The organism is Methylobacterium phyllosphaerae (assembly GCF_001936175.1).
In the GTDB taxonomy this organism is placed as follows: Bacteria; Pseudomonadota; Alphaproteobacteria; order Rhizobiales; family Beijerinckiaceae; genus Methylobacterium; species Methylobacterium fujisawaense.
Map to the genome: position 1 here is coordinate 5,841,188 of NZ_CP015367.1, position 17,974 is coordinate 5,859,161.

Annotated in this window: 16 protein-coding genes; 9 read left to right on the forward strand and 7 right to left on the reverse strand. The window is 69.8% G+C overall.

What is annotated here, in order from left to right; translation table 11 throughout:
• Positions 1-13 precede the first annotated feature (13 nt).
• On the reverse strand, positions 14-694 hold the full coding sequence (locus tag MCBMB27_RS26650; RefSeq protein ID WP_075381703.1) for an aspartate/glutamate racemase family protein: 681 nt from the start codon (positions 692-694) through the stop codon (positions 14-16).
• A gap of 145 nt (positions 695-839) precedes the next feature.
• Here MCBMB27_RS26650 and MCBMB27_RS26655 point away from each other — a divergent pair, with 145 nt between their 5' ends.
• On the forward strand, positions 840-2,306 hold the full coding sequence (locus tag MCBMB27_RS26655) for an amidohydrolase family protein (RefSeq protein WP_075381704.1): 1,467 nt from the start codon (positions 840-842) through the stop codon (positions 2,304-2,306).
• Between the two features lie 19 nt (positions 2,307-2,325).
• On the opposite strand, the gene MCBMB27_RS26660 is transcribed toward MCBMB27_RS26655, so the two are convergent.
• Positions 2,326-3,918, reverse strand: a complete 1,593-nt coding sequence (locus tag MCBMB27_RS26660) for an ABC transporter substrate-binding protein (RefSeq protein ID WP_075381705.1) — start codon at positions 3,916-3,918, stop codon at positions 2,326-2,328.
• A gap of 616 nt (positions 3,919-4,534) precedes the next feature.
• On the opposite strand from MCBMB27_RS26660, the gene MCBMB27_RS26665 reads away from it, so the two are divergent.
• The 4 genes from MCBMB27_RS26665 (at position 4,535) to sorB (ending at position 7,393) form a co-directional block, all read left to right on the forward strand.
• Positions 4,535-5,023, forward strand: coding sequence for an RNA polymerase sigma factor (locus MCBMB27_RS26665; RefSeq protein WP_043347273.1), 489 nt, complete (start codon positions 4,535-4,537; stop codon positions 5,021-5,023).
• Positions 5,023-5,727 carry an anti-sigma factor family protein gene (locus MCBMB27_RS26670; RefSeq protein ID WP_051044670.1) on the forward strand — a complete coding sequence of 235 codons (705 nt, stop codon included), beginning with the start codon at positions 5,023-5,025 and terminating at the stop codon, positions 5,725-5,727. Before MCBMB27_RS26665 ends, MCBMB27_RS26670 begins: the two co-directional genes overlap by 1 nt.
• A 120-nt stretch (positions 5,728-5,847) precedes the next feature.
• A complete protein-coding gene (gene sorA / locus MCBMB27_RS26675) occupies positions 5,848-7,059 on the forward strand; it encodes a SorA family sulfite dehydrogenase catalytic subunit (protein ID WP_043756450.1) in 1,212 nt (403 codons plus the stop codon).
• A gap of 13 nt (positions 7,060-7,072) precedes the next feature.
• Positions 7,073-7,393, forward strand: a complete 321-nt coding sequence (gene sorB / locus MCBMB27_RS26680) for a SorB family sulfite dehydrogenase c-type cytochrome subunit (RefSeq protein ID WP_043347276.1) — start codon at positions 7,073-7,075, stop codon at positions 7,391-7,393.
• Between the two features lie 41 nt (positions 7,394-7,434).
• On the opposite strand, the gene MCBMB27_RS26685 is transcribed toward sorB, so the two are convergent.
• Both MCBMB27_RS26685 and copM read right to left on the reverse strand, forming a co-directional pair.
• Complete coding sequence (locus MCBMB27_RS26685; RefSeq protein ID WP_051044671.1) at positions 7,435-8,874, reverse strand: YncE family protein; 1,440 nt, start codon at positions 8,872-8,874, stop codon at positions 7,435-7,437.
• 48 nt (positions 8,875-8,922) lie between these two features.
• Positions 8,923-9,321 (reverse strand): CopM family metallochaperone, encoded by a 399-nt coding sequence (gene copM, locus MCBMB27_RS26690; RefSeq protein WP_043347279.1) that lies wholly within the window; start codon positions 9,319-9,321, stop codon positions 8,923-8,925.
• 197 nt (positions 9,322-9,518) lie between these two features.
• Here copM and MCBMB27_RS26695 point away from each other — a divergent pair, with 197 nt between their 5' ends.
• From MCBMB27_RS26695 to MCBMB27_RS26705, 3 genes are all read left to right on the forward strand, one after another.
• Positions 9,519-10,028, forward strand: a complete 510-nt coding sequence (locus tag MCBMB27_RS26695) for a sigma-70 family RNA polymerase sigma factor (protein WP_043347282.1) — start codon at positions 9,519-9,521, stop codon at positions 10,026-10,028.
• Positions 10,025-10,822, forward strand: coding sequence for an anti-sigma factor family protein (locus tag MCBMB27_RS26700; RefSeq protein ID WP_043347284.1), 798 nt, complete (start codon positions 10,025-10,027; stop codon positions 10,820-10,822). Before MCBMB27_RS26695 ends, MCBMB27_RS26700 begins: the two co-directional genes overlap by 4 nt.
• A 62-nt stretch (positions 10,823-10,884) precedes the next feature.
• Complete coding sequence (locus MCBMB27_RS26705; RefSeq protein WP_043347287.1) at positions 10,885-11,769, forward strand: LysR family transcriptional regulator; 885 nt, start codon at positions 10,885-10,887, stop codon at positions 11,767-11,769.
• Positions 11,770-11,782: 13 nt separating this feature from the next.
• On the opposite strand, the gene MCBMB27_RS26710 is transcribed toward MCBMB27_RS26705, so the two are convergent.
• The gene (locus MCBMB27_RS26710; RefSeq protein WP_075381706.1) at positions 11,783-12,862 is read right to left on the reverse strand and encodes a molybdopterin-dependent oxidoreductase; all 1,080 of its coding nucleotides are present in this window, start codon (positions 12,860-12,862) and stop codon (positions 11,783-11,785) included.
• A gap of 65 nt (positions 12,863-12,927) precedes the next feature.
• Positions 12,928-14,010: a YeiH family protein gene (locus MCBMB27_RS26715; protein WP_075381707.1), complete on the reverse strand. Its 1,083-nt coding sequence runs from the start codon at positions 14,008-14,010 to the stop codon at positions 12,928-12,930.
• Positions 14,011-14,737: 727 nt separating this feature from the next.
• Between MCBMB27_RS26715 and MCBMB27_RS31050 the strand changes: the two genes are divergently transcribed.
• Positions 14,738-14,881 (forward strand): NepR family anti-sigma factor, encoded by a 144-nt coding sequence (locus tag MCBMB27_RS31050; protein ID WP_418287740.1) that lies wholly within the window; start codon positions 14,738-14,740, stop codon positions 14,879-14,881.
• Positions 14,882-14,915: 34 nt separating this feature from the next.
• Here MCBMB27_RS31050 and MCBMB27_RS26720 read toward each other — a convergent pair whose 3' ends face one another.
• On the reverse strand, positions 14,916-17,627 hold the full coding sequence (locus MCBMB27_RS26720; RefSeq protein WP_075382136.1) for a PAS domain-containing protein: 2,712 nt from the start codon (positions 17,625-17,627) through the stop codon (positions 14,916-14,918).
• Positions 17,628-17,974: the final 347 nt, after the last annotated feature.

Here is a 17,974-nt window from a genome sequence, read left to right on the forward strand (position 1 = left end):
CGCCGGTGTCTCCCTACAGGTCCGCCCGGAGCAGGACCGCCCCGAGGGCCGCCGCCACCGCCTGCTGGCAGGGCTCGACGACCGGACACCCGACCGCCCGCTCGACGGCGGCCCGGTGCGGGGCCATGCCGGCGCAGCCGAGCACGATGACGTCGGCTCCGTCGCGCGCGACCAGGGTCCGGGCCGCCGCGATCAGGCGGTCGCGGAGCGCCTCCCCCGCCGTCTCGTCGGCCCGGGCCTCCACCGGCCGGCTGCCGGCATAGCGTTCGCCGAGGCCCATCTGGCGGACCATCCGGCGCTGGCGCCGCACGCTGCCCTCCGAGAGGGCGACGATGCCGAAGCCCTCGCCGAGGGTGAGCGACCGGAGGAGGCCCCACTCGGCGATCCCCATCACGGGCCTGCCGCGGGCGACCTCGCGGGCCGTATGCAGGCCGGGGTCGCTGAAGCAGGCGATGACGAAGGCGTCCGCCGGATCCTCCGCGATGCGCCGGGCCAGCGGCATCACCACGGAATCCGCGTCTTGCTGGGTCGCGATGCCCGCCGGCCCCTCGGGCAGATCCGTCACCGCGATGACGGGGCCGCCGGCCAGGCGCAGCGGCGTCAGCGCCGCGTCGATGGCGGCCGTCACCGCCCGGGAGGCGTTCGGGTTGATGACCAGGATGCGCGCGGGTCCGGTGGTGCCGCGATGATGCATGCCGCCTCCTGCGGAACCGACGCGCGGGCCTGCCGCTGACGACAGTGGCCCGCGCGATGCGAAACCCGGGCCGCGCTGCGCCGCGATGCCGGCCCGATCGGGCACCGATCTTGCCCGCCTCGTCGGCGCCAGAGAGAGGGTATCGATGTACGACGATGCTGCGGACAAGAGCGCCGGCGCCATCCTGGTGACGGGGGCTCGGTGGGTCGTCGCCTGGGATCCTGACAGCGGCGGGCACGTCTACCGCACCGGGGCAGACGTGGTGTTCGAGGACGGCGTCCTGATCCATGTCGGTGCGGATTACGCCGGCCCCCCGCCGGCCCGGACCATCGACGCCTCCGGCTGCCTGGTCATGCCCGGCCTCGTGGACATCCACACCCACCTGTTCTCGGAGCCGATGAACAAGGGCATGTGGGACGAGGTCGGCAGCCAGCGGCTCTACAACACCTCGCTCTACGAGTACCTGCCGATCCTGCGGCCCGACGCGGAGGGCACCCGCGCCGCCTACGGGGTGGCGCTCGCCGAGTTGGCGCTCTCGGGCGTCACCACCGTCTGCGACCTCGCTTTGCCGAGCGACGGCTGGCTCGATCGCCTCGGCGCGTCGGGCCTGCGGGTCTGCATCGCCCCGATGTTCCGGTCGGGGCGCTGGCTCACCCGGAACGGCCACAGCGTCGAGTACGAGTGGGACGCGGCGGCGGGCCAGCGCGGCCTGGAGCAGGCGCTCGCCGAAATCGAGGCGGCGCAGCGCCACCCGAGCGGGCGCCTCTCCGGCATGCTCTGCCCGGCGCAGGTGGATACCTGCACGGCGGAGCTGATGCGCGACGCCTATGCCGAGGCGGTCCGGCGCGACCTGCGGTTCCACACCCATGCGGCGCAGTCCCTGTCGGAATTCCACGAGATCACCCGCCGCACCGGGATGACGCCGATCGAGTGGCTCGACGATCTCGGCGTGCTCACCGAGCGCACGATCGTGGGCCACGGGATCTTCCTCGACGACCATCCCTGGACCCACTGGCACAGCCCGGGCTCGGACATGCGCCGCCTGGCCGAGCGCGGCGCCACGGTCGCCCATTGCCCGACGGTCTTCGCCCGCCGCGGCATCGCGCTCCACCATTTCGGCCGCTACCGCCAGGCCGGGGTGAACATGGGCATCGGCACGGACGTCTACCCGCACAACATGCTCGACGAGATGCGCCTCGTCGCGTACCTCGCCCGGGTCGTCGCCGAGAATCCCCGCGATACCCGCGCGGCGGACGTGTTCCACGCCGCCACTGTGGGCGGCGCAAGGGCGCTCGGGCGCGACGACATCGGCCGGCTCGCGCCGGGCTGCAAGGCCGACTTCGTCCTCGTCGACTGCGCGCATCCGGCCATGCGGCCGTGCCGCGATCCCGTGCAGTCGCTGATCTACTCGGCCGGCGACCGCGCGGTCCGGCAGGTCTTTGTCGGCGGCCGCGAGATCGTGCGCGACGGCCGCGCCCTGACGGTCGACTACGCGGCGGCCGCGGCGGCGCTGGAGGAGGCGCAGGGCCGTGCGCTGGCGCAGATCCGGCAGCTCGACTGGGCCGGGCGCGGCCCCGACGCCATCGCGCCGCCGACCTTCCCGGGGCTGTGAGGCCCCGGCGCCGTGATCCTCAGGCGGGCCGGACGTTCCAGAAGGTCGGAAACCCGTCGAGGATCCCGGTGAGGCGGGAGCGGTATGCGGTCGGCTGCAGGTACTGCCCGAGGGGGTAGTAGGGCACGTCCTCCATCGCCTGGAGCTGGATGTCCCGGCACAGGGCGGCGCGGGCCGCCTCGTCCGGAGCCGTGAACCACGCGTCCCGCAGGGTCTCGATCCGCGGGGTCGTGGCCCAGCCGGCATAGCCGGTCTCGCCGGTGCCGCGCAGGGCGATGTAGCCGGCGGGGTTGAGCCAATCCATGCCGGACCAGTTGGTGACGAAGGCGCTCCAGCCGCCCTCGGAGACCGGCCCCTTGCGGTTGCGCCGCTGCAGCATCGCGTTGAACTCGACCGCGTAGACCTCGACATTCATGCCGACGCGCTGGAGCAGGTCGGCCGCGACCTGGCCGAGCGCCAGAAGCGGGGCCGAGTTCGACGGCACCATCAGCAGCACGGTCTCGCCGGCGTAGCCGGCCGCTTTCAGGTCGGCCCGCACCTTGGCCGGATCCCGCGGTGTGGTGAGCGGCCCGAGCCCGTCCGTCGAGGCCATCGGCGTGTCCGGGCAGAAGAAGCCGAGGGGCACGTGGAACAGGCTGGGATCGTCGGCGCCCACCACGCCCTGCATGCAGGACGTCTGGTCGATCGCCCCCCAGAGCGCCCGCCGGATCGCCGGGTTGTTGAAGGGTGGCTGCAGGTGATTGACCCGCAGCATCGTCACGAAGCCGGTCGAGTCGAGGACGCGGGTGGTGACGCCCTTGGCGGCCTTCAGCAGACCGAGCTGGTCGTGCGAGGCGTATTCCTGCCAATCCGCCTCGCCGGCGACCAGCGCCGAGGTGGCCGTGGATGTGTCGCCGATGACGCGCCACTCCACCCGGTCGTAGTGGACGATTTTCGGACCGGAGGTCCAGGTGGGTGTGCCGTCCGTGCGGGGCACGTAGCCCTCGAAGCGGGTGTAAACCGTGCGGTCGCCGGGCACGCGCTCGTCCGCCTTGAAGCGGAACGGCCCCGAGCCGATGAGTTCCGGCACCTGCTGGAACGGGTCGGTGACGGCGAGGCGCTCCGGCATCATTGCGCAGACCGGCACCGAGGCCTTGCCCAGCGCGATCGGCAGGAGCGGGAAGGGGCGCTTGAGGCGGAACCGGATCGTCCGGTCGTCGGGCGCCGACAGCTCGTCGGTCGCCTCCATCAGGGAGCCGCCGAACGGGTCGCGCTTCGCCCAGCGCCGCAGGGAGGCGACGCAGTCGCGGGCCAGCACGGGGGTCCCGTCGTGGAAGCGCAGGCCCTCGCGCAAGGTCAGGTCCCAGCGGCGCCCGTCCTCCTCGATCCGGTGGCCCTCGACCATCTGCGGCGTGGCGCGGAAGGCGCCGTCCATGCCGTAGAGCGTGTCGAAGACCATGTAGCCGTGGTTGCGGGTGATGTACGCGAAGGTCGTCACCGGATCGAGCGTGACGAGATCCTGCTGCGGGATGAAGCGCAGGGTTGTTGTGGCCTCCGCGCGGACCCGGGATGGTGCCGCGACTGCGCTCGCCACGACGGCTCCGGCTCCCTGCAACAGCGTACGCCGCTTCATCGGACAAGTCCCACTCTGCGCGGGCGGTGATTGGACGACCGCTCGCGGTGGTCCGGTACGATCACCGAACCTGGCAACCCGCAGGCTTGCAGGAACGAGGCCGCGGTCCGTCGGGTTCGGACCCGTCGCGGGGGCCACTCTGCCGGCAGGCTGGGACTGTGGAGGAGTGCGGCCTCCCGCCTTTCGGCTGCTCAAGCTCGGATGGCAGAAGCGGCTCGACCACCGCCCAGAGGTCGTCGGATACGAACGCGTCCGTACCTGCATAACCTGCTCAGTGCGGATTTGTCCGGCGTTCTCAGGCCTCCGCGCCTGTCCGATCGCGCCCGCTCATGAGGCATTGTCGAGGCTAGCTCGATAACCGAGTTGCGCGCGAAGCAGTCAATCGAGGGTCAAGCTCGGGCGGCTGCTTGGCGCCCATCCCGGTCATACAACCGCATCCTCACGATGCCTGAAAGCAGACACGCAAGCTTGGCATCGATTGTTCGGCAGCAGCAACGCTTCGATCACCACTGCTGTGATGTGAGGCCTTCGGCCATCCACGGTCACCGACGAACGTTGCGAGTCGGTGTGCTATGTATCGTTGTGCTATGGAGTGCGGGGAGGATAACACCTCAGAATGCGGTCCATCGGTCAGCACCTCGTCGACGCATGGCCGCGCCTGTATTGCTACGCGTTGACCCTGACGCGCGAGCCCGACGCCGCACGTGACCTGATGCAGCAGAGCGCTCTCAAGGCGCTCTCCACGCGGACGACTCCCCGTGAGCCTCGGGCGGCCCGCGCCTACCTGTTCCAGATCGTGCGCCACGCCTGGATCGACCGGATCCGCCGTTCCCGCATCCGCAACGAGGACGATCTCCTCGATTGGCCCGACGAGGGGTTCGACGACCGCCTGATCGAGGCCATCGCCGTGCGCCAAGCCTTCACCGCCCTCGATGCACCCTGCCGATCTGTCGTGACCTGCGTGGATGTCGAAGGCTTGAGCTACCGGGAGACCGCCGAACGGCTCGATATTCCCATCGGCACGGTCATGAGCCGGCTGCACAGGGCGAGGAGGATCATGCTGCACCGGATCGCCGGGTCATCCGATGGGAGTGAGGTGTCGTGATGCGCTGGGAAACCCTCAATGCCTATGTCGATGGGGAGCTCGATGCGCAGAGCCGGCACGAGGTCGCGGGGTCGCTGGCCCGGGACCCGGTCCTGGCCGCGCGGGTCGCGACCCTGACCCGGCTGAAGCAGGGCGTGAAAGCAGCAGTCGTGCGGCCCCGGCGCGCCCCAATCGCCCGCGCCTCCCTCAGATGGGCCTGCGCCGCGGCCTTGGCTGTCCTCGTCGGCGCCGGGTGGCTGGTGATGGCGTCCCGGCCCCCGGCCGACCCCGCGCGCGCCGCCTTCGCCGCCTGGAGCGCGGCGGGCTCGCCCGCGAATGACGTGCGGCTCGCGGGCGGCTTTCCTGGCTTCCCCCTCGATCTCGGGGCGGCCGGCTTCCGCTTGGTCTACTTGTCCGCGGACGACGGTTCGGCAGGCCGCCTCGCCGGATACGAGGGGCGCCATGGCTGTCGGCTGGCCCTCTGGAGCGGACCGGCGCCTGCCCAGGCCGGCCTCGCAATCGCGAAAGGCAGCCGCGACCTGCGTCTGGCCCGCTGGGACAGCGAGGGGCGTCACTACGTCCTCCTGTCCGAGACGGTGCCGACCGAGCGGTTCGCCCTGCTGGCCGAGGCGGCCATGCTGCTCACCGCGCCGGACATGACCGACCGCCTGCGCATCGCCCTGGACCGGGCCAGCGGCCTCCCGGAGCGCCCCTGCGCCGGGTGAGTGGAGAGGACGGAATTTATTTCGATCCGCCGCGAATAGACCGGGGGCGACGTGCGTCTCCTCCTCCGCACAGCTCGGGCCCGGTCACCGGAGCCACGCGCGGACGGGGAGGACTTTCGGATGCTCGATAGACGGGATCTCATCAGGCGCGCGGGCCTCACGGCCCTGGCGGGACTCGGCGGCGGCAGCCTCGCTCCGCTGCGGGCGCTCGCGGGAGACACGGCCACGCTGCCCTTCGGCAACGGCGAACGGCCCCTGGTGGCCTATCCGGGCAAGCGCCCTCTGCTCCAGATGACCGCGCGCCCGCCGCAGCTGGAGACCCCGTTCCCGGTGTTCGACGAGGGCGCGATCACGCCCAACGACGCGTTCTTCGTCCGCTACCACCTCGCCGACATCCCGACCGAGATCGATCCGGAGACCTACCGGGTCGCGATCAAGGGGCATGTCGAGACGGAGGTCTCGCTTTCGCTCGCCGACCTGAAGGCGATGCCGACCACCGAGATCGTCGCGGTCAACCAATGCTCGGGCAACTCTCGCGGCTTCTTCGAACCGCGCATGGCCGGGGGTCAGCTCGCCAACGGAGCCATGGGTTGCGCCCGCTGGACCGGCGTGCCGCTGAAGGCCGTGCTCGACAAGGCCGGGGTGAAGGCGGGCGCCGTGGAGGTCGCCTTCACCGGGCTCGACGGTCCGGTGATCCCGGAGACGCCGGATTTCGCCAAGTCGCTCAAGCTCGACCACGCCCGCGACGGGCAGGTGATGCTCGCCTGGGCCATGAACGGGCAGGATCTGCCCTGGCTCAACGGCTATCCGCTGCGTCTCGTCGTGCCGGGCTTCTACGGCACCTACTGGGTCAAGCACCTGGAGAGCATCAGCGTGCTCGACAAGCCCTTCGACGGCTTCTGGATGCAGAAGGCCTATCGCATCCCCGACAACGACTGCGCCTGCACGCAACCCGGCAAGGCGGCGGACAAGACCGTGCCGATCAACCGGTTCACCGTGCGCTCCTTCCTCACCAACCTGACCGACGGGGCGGACGTGAAGGCCGGGCGCACGCCCTTGCGCGGCATCGCCTTCGACGGGGGCTCCGGGATCAAGTCGGTGGCGGTCTCGACCGATGACGGCAAGACCTGGACGGAGGCGCAACTCGGGCAGGATCTCGGCCCCTACGCCTTCCGGCCCTGGACCCTCGGCGTGGACCTGTCGCCGGGCGCGCACGCGATCCGGGTGCGGGCCACGGGCAACGACGGGGTGAGCCAGCCGATGGAGCCGCGCTGGAACCCGGCCGGGTACCTGCGCAACGTGGTCGAAACCACCCGCGTGCGCGCGGCCTGAGGGAGTGACGAGAATGACCCGCATCACCCTCGCCCTGACGGCGGCCCTCGCCCTCGCGGCCGGCACAGCCCTCGCCGCGCCGAAATCCTACGAGGTGCCGGAGCCGACCGCGACCCTGCGGGCGCCGAAGGCCGGCACGCACGCGGAGGGCTTCGAGGCGGCCCAGGCGAACTGCCTCGTCTGCCATTCGGTGGACTACATCGCCATGCAGCCGCCGGGCAAAGGCGCGGCCTTCTGGGAGTCCGAGGTGACCAAGATGGTCAAGGTCTACCACGCGCCGATCGACGAGGCGCAGGCCAAGGCCATCGCCGCCTACCTCACCGATACCTATTGAGGCTTGAAATGGGGGCGGTCCTGCGACCGCCCCTCCTCTCGTTACTGCGACGCCTGCGTCTGGACCGTCGCGCCGGTCTCGCCGGGCTTACCCTCGACGATGACGAGGCTGCGCCGCGCGGCTTCGTTGGCATTCTGCGTGACCTGCCGGATCGGGCCGATGGCGTTGACGATGGCCGCGCCCGCCGGGTTCGTCATGAAGGCGGCGAGAGGCTCCAGGGGCCCCGCGCCCTTCGGATCGGCCGAAAGGGCCAAGACATAGGGCTTCTTCGGCGTGAGGCCGGTCACCGCCGCTTGCAAGGTCTGCAGCACGCCCTGGTCGAACAGCGTGACTTGCGTGGCGGCCTTGCCGTCCGGCCCGGCGAGCGTCAGCGTGCTCGATTGGCCCGCCGCGCCGAGCGGCTGGAGGTTCGGCGCGCCGGCTCCCTCCGGCACCGCCTCGGGAACGTAGGCGACGCCCTGCGGCCCCTGGCCGATCGGGATCGTGGCGATGACCGCGTTGCTGCCCGTATCGATCACCGCGACGGCATCGGCGTTCTCCAGGCCGACATAGATCCGCGTTCCATCGCCCGAGGGCCAGAGACCGTGGGGGAGCGCGCCGGTGGGAATGGTCGCGACCTGCGAGAAGTCGTCGGTGCGGAACACCTTCACGTGGTTCAGGCCGCCGATCGTCACGTAGGCGAATTGCCCGGCCTTCGTGCGCGCGATGTTGACGTGGTTGGTGATCGGGCCCATCTCGATGGTCTTGAGCGCCTTGAAGGGCGGCGTGGCCTCGAACACTTGGACGCGGCCGACGTCCTTGAGGGTAAACCACACCTGCTTGCCATCGGGCGTCGCCGCGATGTCGGGGCAGAACGGGCTCTCCTGCTTGATCCGCCCGACGATCTCGCGGCTCTTCACGTCGATGGCGACCGTCTCGGGGCTGAAGCTGGAGCAGACGTAGCCGTAGCGTCCGTCCGGCGAGAAGATCGTCATGCCCGGCCCGTTCGGCACCGTGATCCGGCCCGTCTCCTTACCGGTCCCCGCATCGAGAATCGCGACGTAGTCCTCGCCCCGCACGCTCACCCAGACTTCGCGACCGTCCGGCGTGAAGAACGCCTCGTGCGGCGAACGGCCGACATAGGTCGTGTGGCGCACCGTGTTGGTGGCGGTGTCGATGAAGCTGACCGAATTCGAGCCGATCGAGACGGCGAGCAGGGTCTTGCGGTCGGGAGAGAAGCCCATCCCATGGACGAGAAGCTGGCCGCGATAGAGCGGGCTCAGATTCGCGGGCGTCGTGTCGCCGAGGCGGATCACACCGAGGAGCTTGTTGGCGGCGGGATCGATCACCGAGACCGTGTTGGAGAACTGGTCCGAGGTATAGAACCGGTCGCGGGGGCCGACCGGCACGTCCGGCGCCGAGGCGGGCCCGGGCGCCTGACCCGCGAGGGCGGTTCCGCCGAGGAAGGCGAGCAGCAGGGCCGCCGGAATGACGTGTCGCATCGTGAGGTCTCTTCGCGCTGACAAGTGGGAAGGTGAGCGGCGATCCGCTCAGTGATGGTGATGGGCCGGCATCCGCTGCGGCGTGGCTTGCGCGACCGGCCGCTCGGCCAGGGCGCGGCGCATGACCTCGATCTCCTGCGCCTGCTCGACGATGATGCCCTGCGCGAGCCGGCGCAGGACCGGATCGCGGCCATAGGCGAGTTCGGCCTTCGCCATCTCGATCGCGCCCTGATGGTGAGGGATCATCATCGCGGCGAAGTCCCGGTCGGGGTCGCCGGACGGCGCCACCGCCATATCCGCGTGCATCCGCGCCATCGATTGGGCCATCATCGCATCGAAGCCGCCGGGAGCGGTCTCCGCATGCCCGGCGCGCATCATCATGCCGCCACTCAGGACGCCTCCGGCCATGAGCAGGGTGATGAGGATCGCCGTCGGTGCTCCGCGCATGATGTCTCCCACAGTGTCGAGGTCACGCGGGGAGAGATGCGGGCGGGGCCGGGATATTCCCCGCCGCATCGTCGTGAACCGATCACGAATGCGTGATCGGAATTCGAAGTTGGATCCCGGAATAAATCGGGCGCTTCCGGCATCTCTCGTCTGGGTGGTGGCGTGAGCACTGCCATCGACCCGATCCGGAGACCGCCTTGGACGACCTCGCCGTCCTGATCGAGCCGCAGATACCGGCCCTGCGCCGCTATGCGACCGCGCTGCTGCGTCAGCGCGAGGCGGCCGACGACCTCGTCCAGGACACGCTGGAACGGGCGATCCGCGCATGGCCGCAGCGCCGCGAGGGTGACCTGCGCGCGTGGCTGTTCGCGATCCTGCGCAACCGCTACCTCGAAGGCGTCCGCCGCCGCCGGGGCATCGAGGTCGGCGTGGAGGCGCTGGACACGGTCACAGACGCGGGGACCGATCCCGAAGCGGCCTTGGGCGCGCGGGACGTGCTCGATGGGATCGCCGCGCTGCCGGAGGAACAGCGATCCGTCCTGCTCCTCGTCGCGGTCGAGGACATGTCCTATGCCGAGGTCGCCGCCGTGCTCGCGATCCCCGTCGGCACGGTAATGTCGCGCCTCAGCCGGGCGCGGGGGCGGATGCGCGCCTTTCTCGATCTGGCCCCCACGATCGTCACCGGGCATCTGCGGAGGGTGAAATGACCGCGTCCGACCCGCGTCCCATCGGCGAGGACGATCTGCACGCCTTCGTGGATGGACGGCTCGATCCGGGCCGCCGTGCCGGCGTCGAGGCGTGGCTCGCCGCGCATCCAGAGGCGGCTGCGCGGGTCGCCGCCGATCGGGAGGTGCGGGACCGCCTGCGGGCGCGGCTCGCGCCCGTGTCGGAGGAGCCGATCCCTGCCCGCTTGCGCATCGCCAACCTTGCGACCCCGCACCGGATGCGCATCCCGCGCTGGTGGACGAACGCGGCGGCGGCGGCGTTCCTGCTCGCCCTCGGCGGCGCATCCGGGTGGGTCGGGCGCGGCGCCGTGCCGGGTCCAGGCGCGCCCGTCGAACCGATGACCCAGGCGGCCGTCTCCGCCTTCCGCACCTACGTGGTCGAGGCCGCCCATCCGGTCGAGGTCCGCGCCGATGGCTCGTCCGACCTCGTGCAGTGGCTCGCCGCGCGACTGGGACGGCCCGTCATCGTGCCGGACCTGCGGACGCAGGGTTTCCGGCTGATGGGCGGTCGCCTGCTCCCCGCCGGAGACGAGCCAGCGGCCATGCTGATGTACGATGACGACCGGGGAACCCGTTTAACTCTCTACAGCCGGGCCGGGCCGTCCGGTGGGCGCGGCGTGTTTCGGTATGCCCGCGCGGACGACGTGGCGGCCTTCTCGTGGATCGACGCGGGCATGTCCTATGTGGTGACCGCCCGCACGGACGAAGCGCGGCTGCTCCGGGTCGCCCAGGCGGTCGATGCGCAGGTCTCGGGCCAACGTGAAGGCGCGCGGTGACGCACGCGTAGGTTCCGCCTTACCTTCCCTCGTCAGCCCAGCCCTTCTGAGCCCGAGACGCCATGACCCTCGACCAGTTGCGGATCTTCGTGGCGGTGGCCGAGCGCCAGCATGTGACCCGGGCGGCCGAGGCGTTGAATCTCGTCCAGTCGGCGGTCAGTGCCGCCATCAACGCGCTGGAGACCCGGCACGCCGTCAAGCTGTTCCACAGGGTCGGCCGTGGCATCGAACTGACCGAGGCAGGAAGCGTCTTTTTCGGTGAAGCTCGCGCCGTGCTCGCCCGCGCCCAGGCGGCCGAACTGGTGCTGGCGAACCTCAGCGGCCTGCGGCGCGGCACATTGACCATTCAGGCGAGCCAGACCATCGCCAGCCACTGGCTCCCCCTGCATCTCGTCGCCTTCCGGGCGGCCTACCCGGACATCGTCCTGCGTCTCGGCATCGGGAACACTGCGGAGGCGGCCGAAGCGGTGCGGGCGGGGACGGCGGAACTCGCTTTCGTGGAAGGCGCGATCGACGACGCCAGCCTGGGGAGCACGCCGATCGCCGAGGACCGGCTGGTGCTCGTGGTCTCGGCCGGCCACCCCCTGGCCGGATGCGCACGGCCGGAACCAGCCGACCTCGCTTCGGCCTCCTGGGTGCTGCGGGAGCCCGGATCGGGCACGCGCTCCGCCTTCGAGGCGGCGCTCGTTGCTTTGGGCATCGCGCCAGATACCCTCGCCGTCGCCCTGGAACTGCCGTCGAACGAGGCCGTCCTCGCCGCCGTCGTCGCGGGGGCCGGCGCGAGCGTGCTCTCCGAAGCGGTCGTCGGGCCCTCGCTGCGAACCGGCGCGCTCGTCGCCGTGCCCCTCGCCCTGCCGACGCGGACCTTCCAGGTCCTGCGCCACAAGGAGCGTTACCGCAGTCGCGCCGCCGACGCACTGCTCGCCCTAATCCACGCCGCCGCCTGACCGGCTGCGCGACTCAGGCGACCTCGACTCGCACACGGTGCCACGAGGCGCTGAGGTAGCCCTTGAAGTTCCACGTGTCGTCCAGCAGCGCCGGCTGGGTCTGCCCGGCCGAGTCCCAGGCGCGCACCGCGAGTTCGTGCTCGCCGGGTGGAAGGTCCAGCACGATCTCCCAGAACGTCCAGGCGAACGGCGCGCCGGCCTCGTGTTCCAGCGTGGCCTGGCGCCAGGAGCGCCCGCCGTCGCCCGAGACATCGACCCGCACGACCGCCCGGTCTCCCGCGATCGCGTACCCACGGACGGGGGTCTCCCCCGCTTCGAGCCGAGCCCCGCGCGGGGGCTCGCAGATCGCCGCGTTGAGCGGCATCGTCTCGATGGTGTGGCCCTCGGCCGGATCGGCGGTCTCGGCCGTCACGTCCGGCGGGAACAGCTTGTAGTCGTCGGCTTGCATCGGATTGGTCGACGGATGGTCCTGCACCGTGATGCGCCGCAGCCATTTCGGGCTGCGCACCCCCGCGAAGCCCGGCACGACGGCACGGGCCGGGAAGCCGTGCTCGGGCAGCAGCGGTGCCCCGTTCATCGCAAAGGCCAGCAGCGTCTCGTCGGCGAGCGCCTTGGCGAGGGCAATGGAGACGCCGTAGGGCCGGCCCTCGACCACGTCGTGGCTCTCGAAGGCCACGTGGAGATCCGCTCCCGGCGTCACCCCTGCCGCTCGCAGGACGTCGCCGAGGCGGACGCCCGTCCAGTCCGCCGTCCCGATGGCGCCAGCGTCCCAGGTATCGCCCGAGACCGGGGCGACGGCCCGCATATCGGCACGGCGGTTACCGGCGCACTGCATCGTGGCCGTGACGGTCGCCTCGGGAAAACGCGCCCGCAGATCGGCCAGTGACAGATCGAGGGGGCCGACACCCTCGCCGTCGACGGACAGGCGCCATGTGGCAGCGTCGATCTCCGGCAGGTCGCCGTGGGAGCGCACGTAGAAGTCACCCGCGGGGGTCCGGTAACTGGCCCGCAGGCGGGGTAGCGGCGGCTCGGCGTTGTAGGGGTGCTCCCCATGAACGATCAGGCGCGCCATGCGCTCAGACAAGCTCGACATCGGGTGTTCCTCTCGAAGACGATTGGGGTTCAGCGCGCTGTGACGCGCCCAGTGGCGGGCTGCCGTCAGGCGATGCCGAGCAGGCGGATCAGCCCGAGGCTCACGGCCGTCAGGGCGGCCAGCGAGGCGACGACCGCCAGGGTGACGCGGGGTCCCGCCTTGACGACGCTGCGCACGTCGACCCCGAGGCCGAGGGCCGCCATCGATACGATGGTCAGCGCGTTCGCCGTCGCGGCCATGGGGTGCACAGCCGCTTCGGGAAGGAGCCCCGCCGAGCGGAGACCTGCCAGCGTCAGGAAGGCGAGGATGAACCACGGCACCAGCCGGTGCAGCGGCATCCGGCTCGGGGCGGGGCGCTTCCCTTCCATCGGGGACGGTGCGGCCGCGTCCGCGTCTCGCCGCAGCCGGCTCGCGCCCAGCGAGAGAGCCAGGACCACCGGCCCGAGCATCAGCACGCGGACCAGCTTGACCAGGGTTCCGACCTGGACGCTGAGAGCCGCCACCGGAGCCGTAGCAGCCAACACCTGCGGTACGGCATAGACCGTGAGTCCCGCGAGCACGCCGTACTGCATCGGCGAGAGCCCGAGCAGCGGAACGAGCAGGGGCAGGCCGAGCACGACGAGGACTCCGAGCACGGCGGTGAACGCGATGGACGAGGCGACGTCTTGGCCATCCGCGCCGATCACCGGGGCCGCCGCCGCGATCGCCGAATTCCCACAGATCGAGTTGCCGCAGGCGACGAGGATGGCGAGGCGCGGGGCCAGCCCGAGGGCCCGGCCGATGCCGTAGCTTCCGGCAATAGCGAGAGCCACCACCCCTGCGATGCCGATGAGCAGTCCGGGGCCCGCCGCAAGCAGCGTACCCAGGCTCAGCGAAGCGCCGAGCAGGACGACGGCGATCTCCAAGACGGTCTTAGCGCCGAACGCGATACCGCGAACGAAGCGCGGCCCCGGGCTCCAGGCTGTGCGGACGGCCGTGCCCAACACGATGGCGAGGACGAGAGCCTCCAGCCAAGCCCGGCCAAAAAGATACGCCTCGATCCCCTCCAGAGCGAGGGCGACGCCTGTCACCGCGAGGCACAGGATCAGGCCGGGCAGGACGGGGCCCAGGGCACGCTTGCGCGACGTGAAGAAGGTTGTTGCGGACATGGTGCGGACACATCGTGAACTGGATCTGCCCCGATCATGGCCGCGGCCAATCGATCATTCCAACGGAACGTATCGAACGTTTTGATCGAATTATCGGATGATTCAGCGGCGATCGGCGAACCTCGGTCATCCGCACGGAGGCGGCGACATCATTTCAGTGAAAGAGAGTTCGCGGCAGCTCTGCAGATCGTGGTTATCGGGTTTCCAACGTCGACGAGCGAAGCGTCAAGACAAACTTATACCGCCTGGCCCGTCGCCAGTAGGCCGGGCAGGCGCTGTTCGAGGGACGTCCGATTTTCTGAAATTACCTAATCAGAGCAGACGGACTGCTTCCGGCCAGATCCGGGCGCCACACACCATTCGCCTGAACGTCTCGGATGGGTGGTTTTCTGCCAGTCCGCTTCCGGACGGCCGGTGCATCGAAGCGGACAGAGCTACGGGACCGTTCACGACCCTTCACGAACGGAAAATTAGTTCCAGCTCACGGTCTGCATTCTAGTGGGAGAAGACGCTGTGGTCGGCGTCTGCGATGTTGGTGTGGCGCCAATGGCACTGTGCCGATTGCTCATAGCCTCAATGGGAACTCAATCCAGATTGGCTGTTTGCCCCTTACTACGTGGTCTGGAGCCAGGGAGGCAGTTCGGTGGGGAAACGTGCCTCTGATGCTGGAATCGATCCTGTTCGCGACGAGAACGGACAACCCCTTTCGGAGGGGTCGGTCATATGGATGCAGCCAGGATCGCCCCATGCGATCCAGCACCACCTCGGACGCAAGTTGCAGGGCATGTACGCCCAGATCCCTGCAACGCCCCTGCCGGACCGCCTGAACCAACTCCTTACACAGCTGGATACGGCCGGCGGGTCGGATTGATCGCCCGGCATGCTCCCGTCGCGGGATCCGAGGGCTAGCTCGCCATGAGACCGCGCCGCGGTGCGATGATCGTGCAGACCACACCAGAGGGCGGGTAGGTCAAGTCCACCTTGCCGTCGAAGCTTCCAGCAAGCCCGCGTCCGATCAGCCGGGTGCCGAACCCCGCGCGCTTCGGCGCCACCACCGCCGGACCGCCTGCCTCGATCCAACGCAAGGTGACCGGAGCGTCGTCGCCGTCGCCGTCGATATCCCAACTGATGGTGACCCGCCCTTCCGCGTTCGAGAGCGCGCCGTACTTGGCGGCATTGGTCGCCAGCTCGTGCAGCATCAACGACAGCGACAGTGCCGCCCTGGAACCGACCATCACAGCCGGGCCATCGAGCACGAACCGATCCGGACGGTCACGGTGAATGTCGAGCGCGCTCTCGATCACGCTCGCCAGCGGGGCTTTCGACAAGGAGCCGCCGAGCAAGAGGTCGTGCGACTTGCCAAGGGCGATCAGTCGGTTGGCCAGCACATCCCGGGCGGTGTCGAGATCGGCAGCTCCACGCATCGTCTGCGTGGCGATGGACTGCACCATCGCCAGCATGTTCTTCATGCGGTGGCTCAGCTCGTGGTTGAGCAGTTGCTGCTGTGCCTCCGCCTCGATGCGGGCGATGGCCGACCGGATGCGGTCGGCCACGTTGCGCACGAAGGCGATGTCCTCCTGAGACCACTCCCCCGGTTCCGCCCTCACGGCGTAGAACAGGGCCACGAAGCGGCCGTGCTCCATCACCGGCAGGTTGAGAAGCGAGCGCGTGCTGATCGCCGCCAATGCCTTGGCATCGGCGGCGGTCCGGGGATCACTGCCGGTGTCGTCGATGACGACGTTGCGTCCGGCCATGAGGTCTTCGATGTACGAGCCGTAGGCGCGGAAATGGTGCAGCCCGGCGATGTCGGTGAGGCCCGGCGCAGTCCACCCCTGTTCCACCAGGATCGTCTCGGCGTCGGGATCGACCTGCCCGTAGCCCGCGTGGCTCAGTCCAAGCGTGCGCCCCATGACCTCGGCGGCGATCCGGCTGATCTCCGCTTTGTCGCCCACGTCGCGCAGCCGGTCGCCCAGCTCCGTCATGGCAGCGCGGCGAGCCTTGGTCCGTTTGCGGTCCGAGATCTCCAGGAACAGCGCCGCGAACTGCTGGCCAGACTGCTTGTGTGCCCGGACCTCGAACGTGCGGTTCAGCTCGGGGACGTGGATCTCGAACTTCTCGGGTTGGCCGGTCTCGACGGTGCGGGCGTAGGTGTCGATCAGCCACTGCGGGATGGCCGGCACGAGTTCGCGCATGGTGCGCCCGGCGCTGCTGGCCGGTAGCCCCGTCAGCCCGGCGAACGCTGGATTGACCTCCAGGAACCGGAAGTCCACCGCCTTGCCAGCCTCATCGCGGATCAGCTCGGCGCTGAGGAACCCCTCCTGCATCCCGCTGAACAGCCCGCGCCAGCGTTCCTCGCTGACCGCGAGCTGGCGCTCGACGGTCTTCTGGTCGGTGATGTCCCGGGAGACCGACAGGATCCTCTCCGGCTGCCCATTCGGGTCGAGGATCGGCGTCACCTGCACGTCCCACCACTTCGGGGTGCCGAGATAGGTATCGGCCGATCCCTGGAAGTGGCCGACGCCGCCGGCCTTGGCGGCCGTGAGGGCCGCGAGCGCATCGGCGTGACCCTGGCCCTGCCAGAAGTCCGGCCACGGGCAGCCACGGATGAGGTTGAAGTCGCTGACCTCCATCACCCGCATGCCGCCCTCGCTCATGAAGGTCAGGCCGCCGTCGAGGTCGAGCACCTTGATGCAGTCGGCGGAGGAAGCGAGCACGCCGCGCATGAACTCGGCATCGGCCTGCTGCCGGGCGGCGGCGTTGCGCTGCTCTGTGCGGTCGCGCAGGATCTTGAGGAAGCCCTCGGGGCGCCCCTCCTCGTCCTTGAGCGGCATCATCTCGCCGTTCGCCCAGAACTTGCTGCCGTCCTTGCGCTGATGCCAGCGTTCGTCAGCGCCGCGCCCGTGCAGCAGGGCCGCACCCATCTCCTTCTCGGCGATCTGGTCGTGCTCGTCCTCTCGGGTGAAGAAGACGTTGGCGTGCCGCCCGAGCATCTCGGCCTCGGTCCACCCGAGGATCTGCTCGGCCCCCGCGTTCCAGCTCGTCACGCGACCGTTCAGGTCCATCGCGATGATGCCGTAGTCGATCGCGCTCTGAAGGATCGCCTTGTTGCGCCGGTCGCTCTCCCGACGCTCCTTGAGGACGCGTCGTAGCTCCAGGTTGGTAATGACCTGCTGGGCAAGCGTGCGCAGGGTGAACGCCTGTGACGGGGTCAGCCGGTTGGGCTTGGTGTCGAGGACGCACAGGGCTCCCAGAGCGACGCCGTCCGCAGTCTTCAGCGGCACCCCGGCATAGAACCGCACCTCCGGTCCTCCGGTCACGAGGGGATTGTCGGCGGTGCGCGGATCGAGGGTGAGATCCGGGATCTCGAACACGTCGTGCTGCTGCGTGGCGTAGGCGCAGATGGATTGCGAGATGGGGGTCTCGCTCCGGTCGAAGCCGGTCTCGGCCTTGAACCACTGGCGCTCGCCGTCGAGCAGGGAGATCAGCGACACCGGCATGCCGCAGGTCTCGGACGCCACCTTCACGATGCCGTCGAACTCGGCCTCGGTCGGCGTGTCGAGAATGTCATAAGTGGCGAGCGTCGCTTGGCGTCGCGCAGTGCTGTCGATCTCTTCCACGGCCACCCGTTCACCCGGCGTCGATCCCAGGCCGTCATTTGGGTCCGGCAGGCCTGTGGATCTGATGTGAATGACTGAGACGCTCTATGCCATAGGTGGCCGATACAGACACGGGAAGGTGACCGGGCAGATCGCCGCTTGCTCGGAAGCGGCTGCCGACGTTCAACCGGCGGGAACAGGGGTGCAACAAGGTTCCCGCGACCGGCTCATGGGGTCTTCGACCGCCCGACGGTTCGGTACCATGCCGGCCTGGAACGCCGGCGTTCCGGGAACACGGGGGTGCGCATCCCGTTCGTCCGGGGCTGTGCGTGACCACGGTCGGGCCGGGAACGGGACGGGACGGCCCG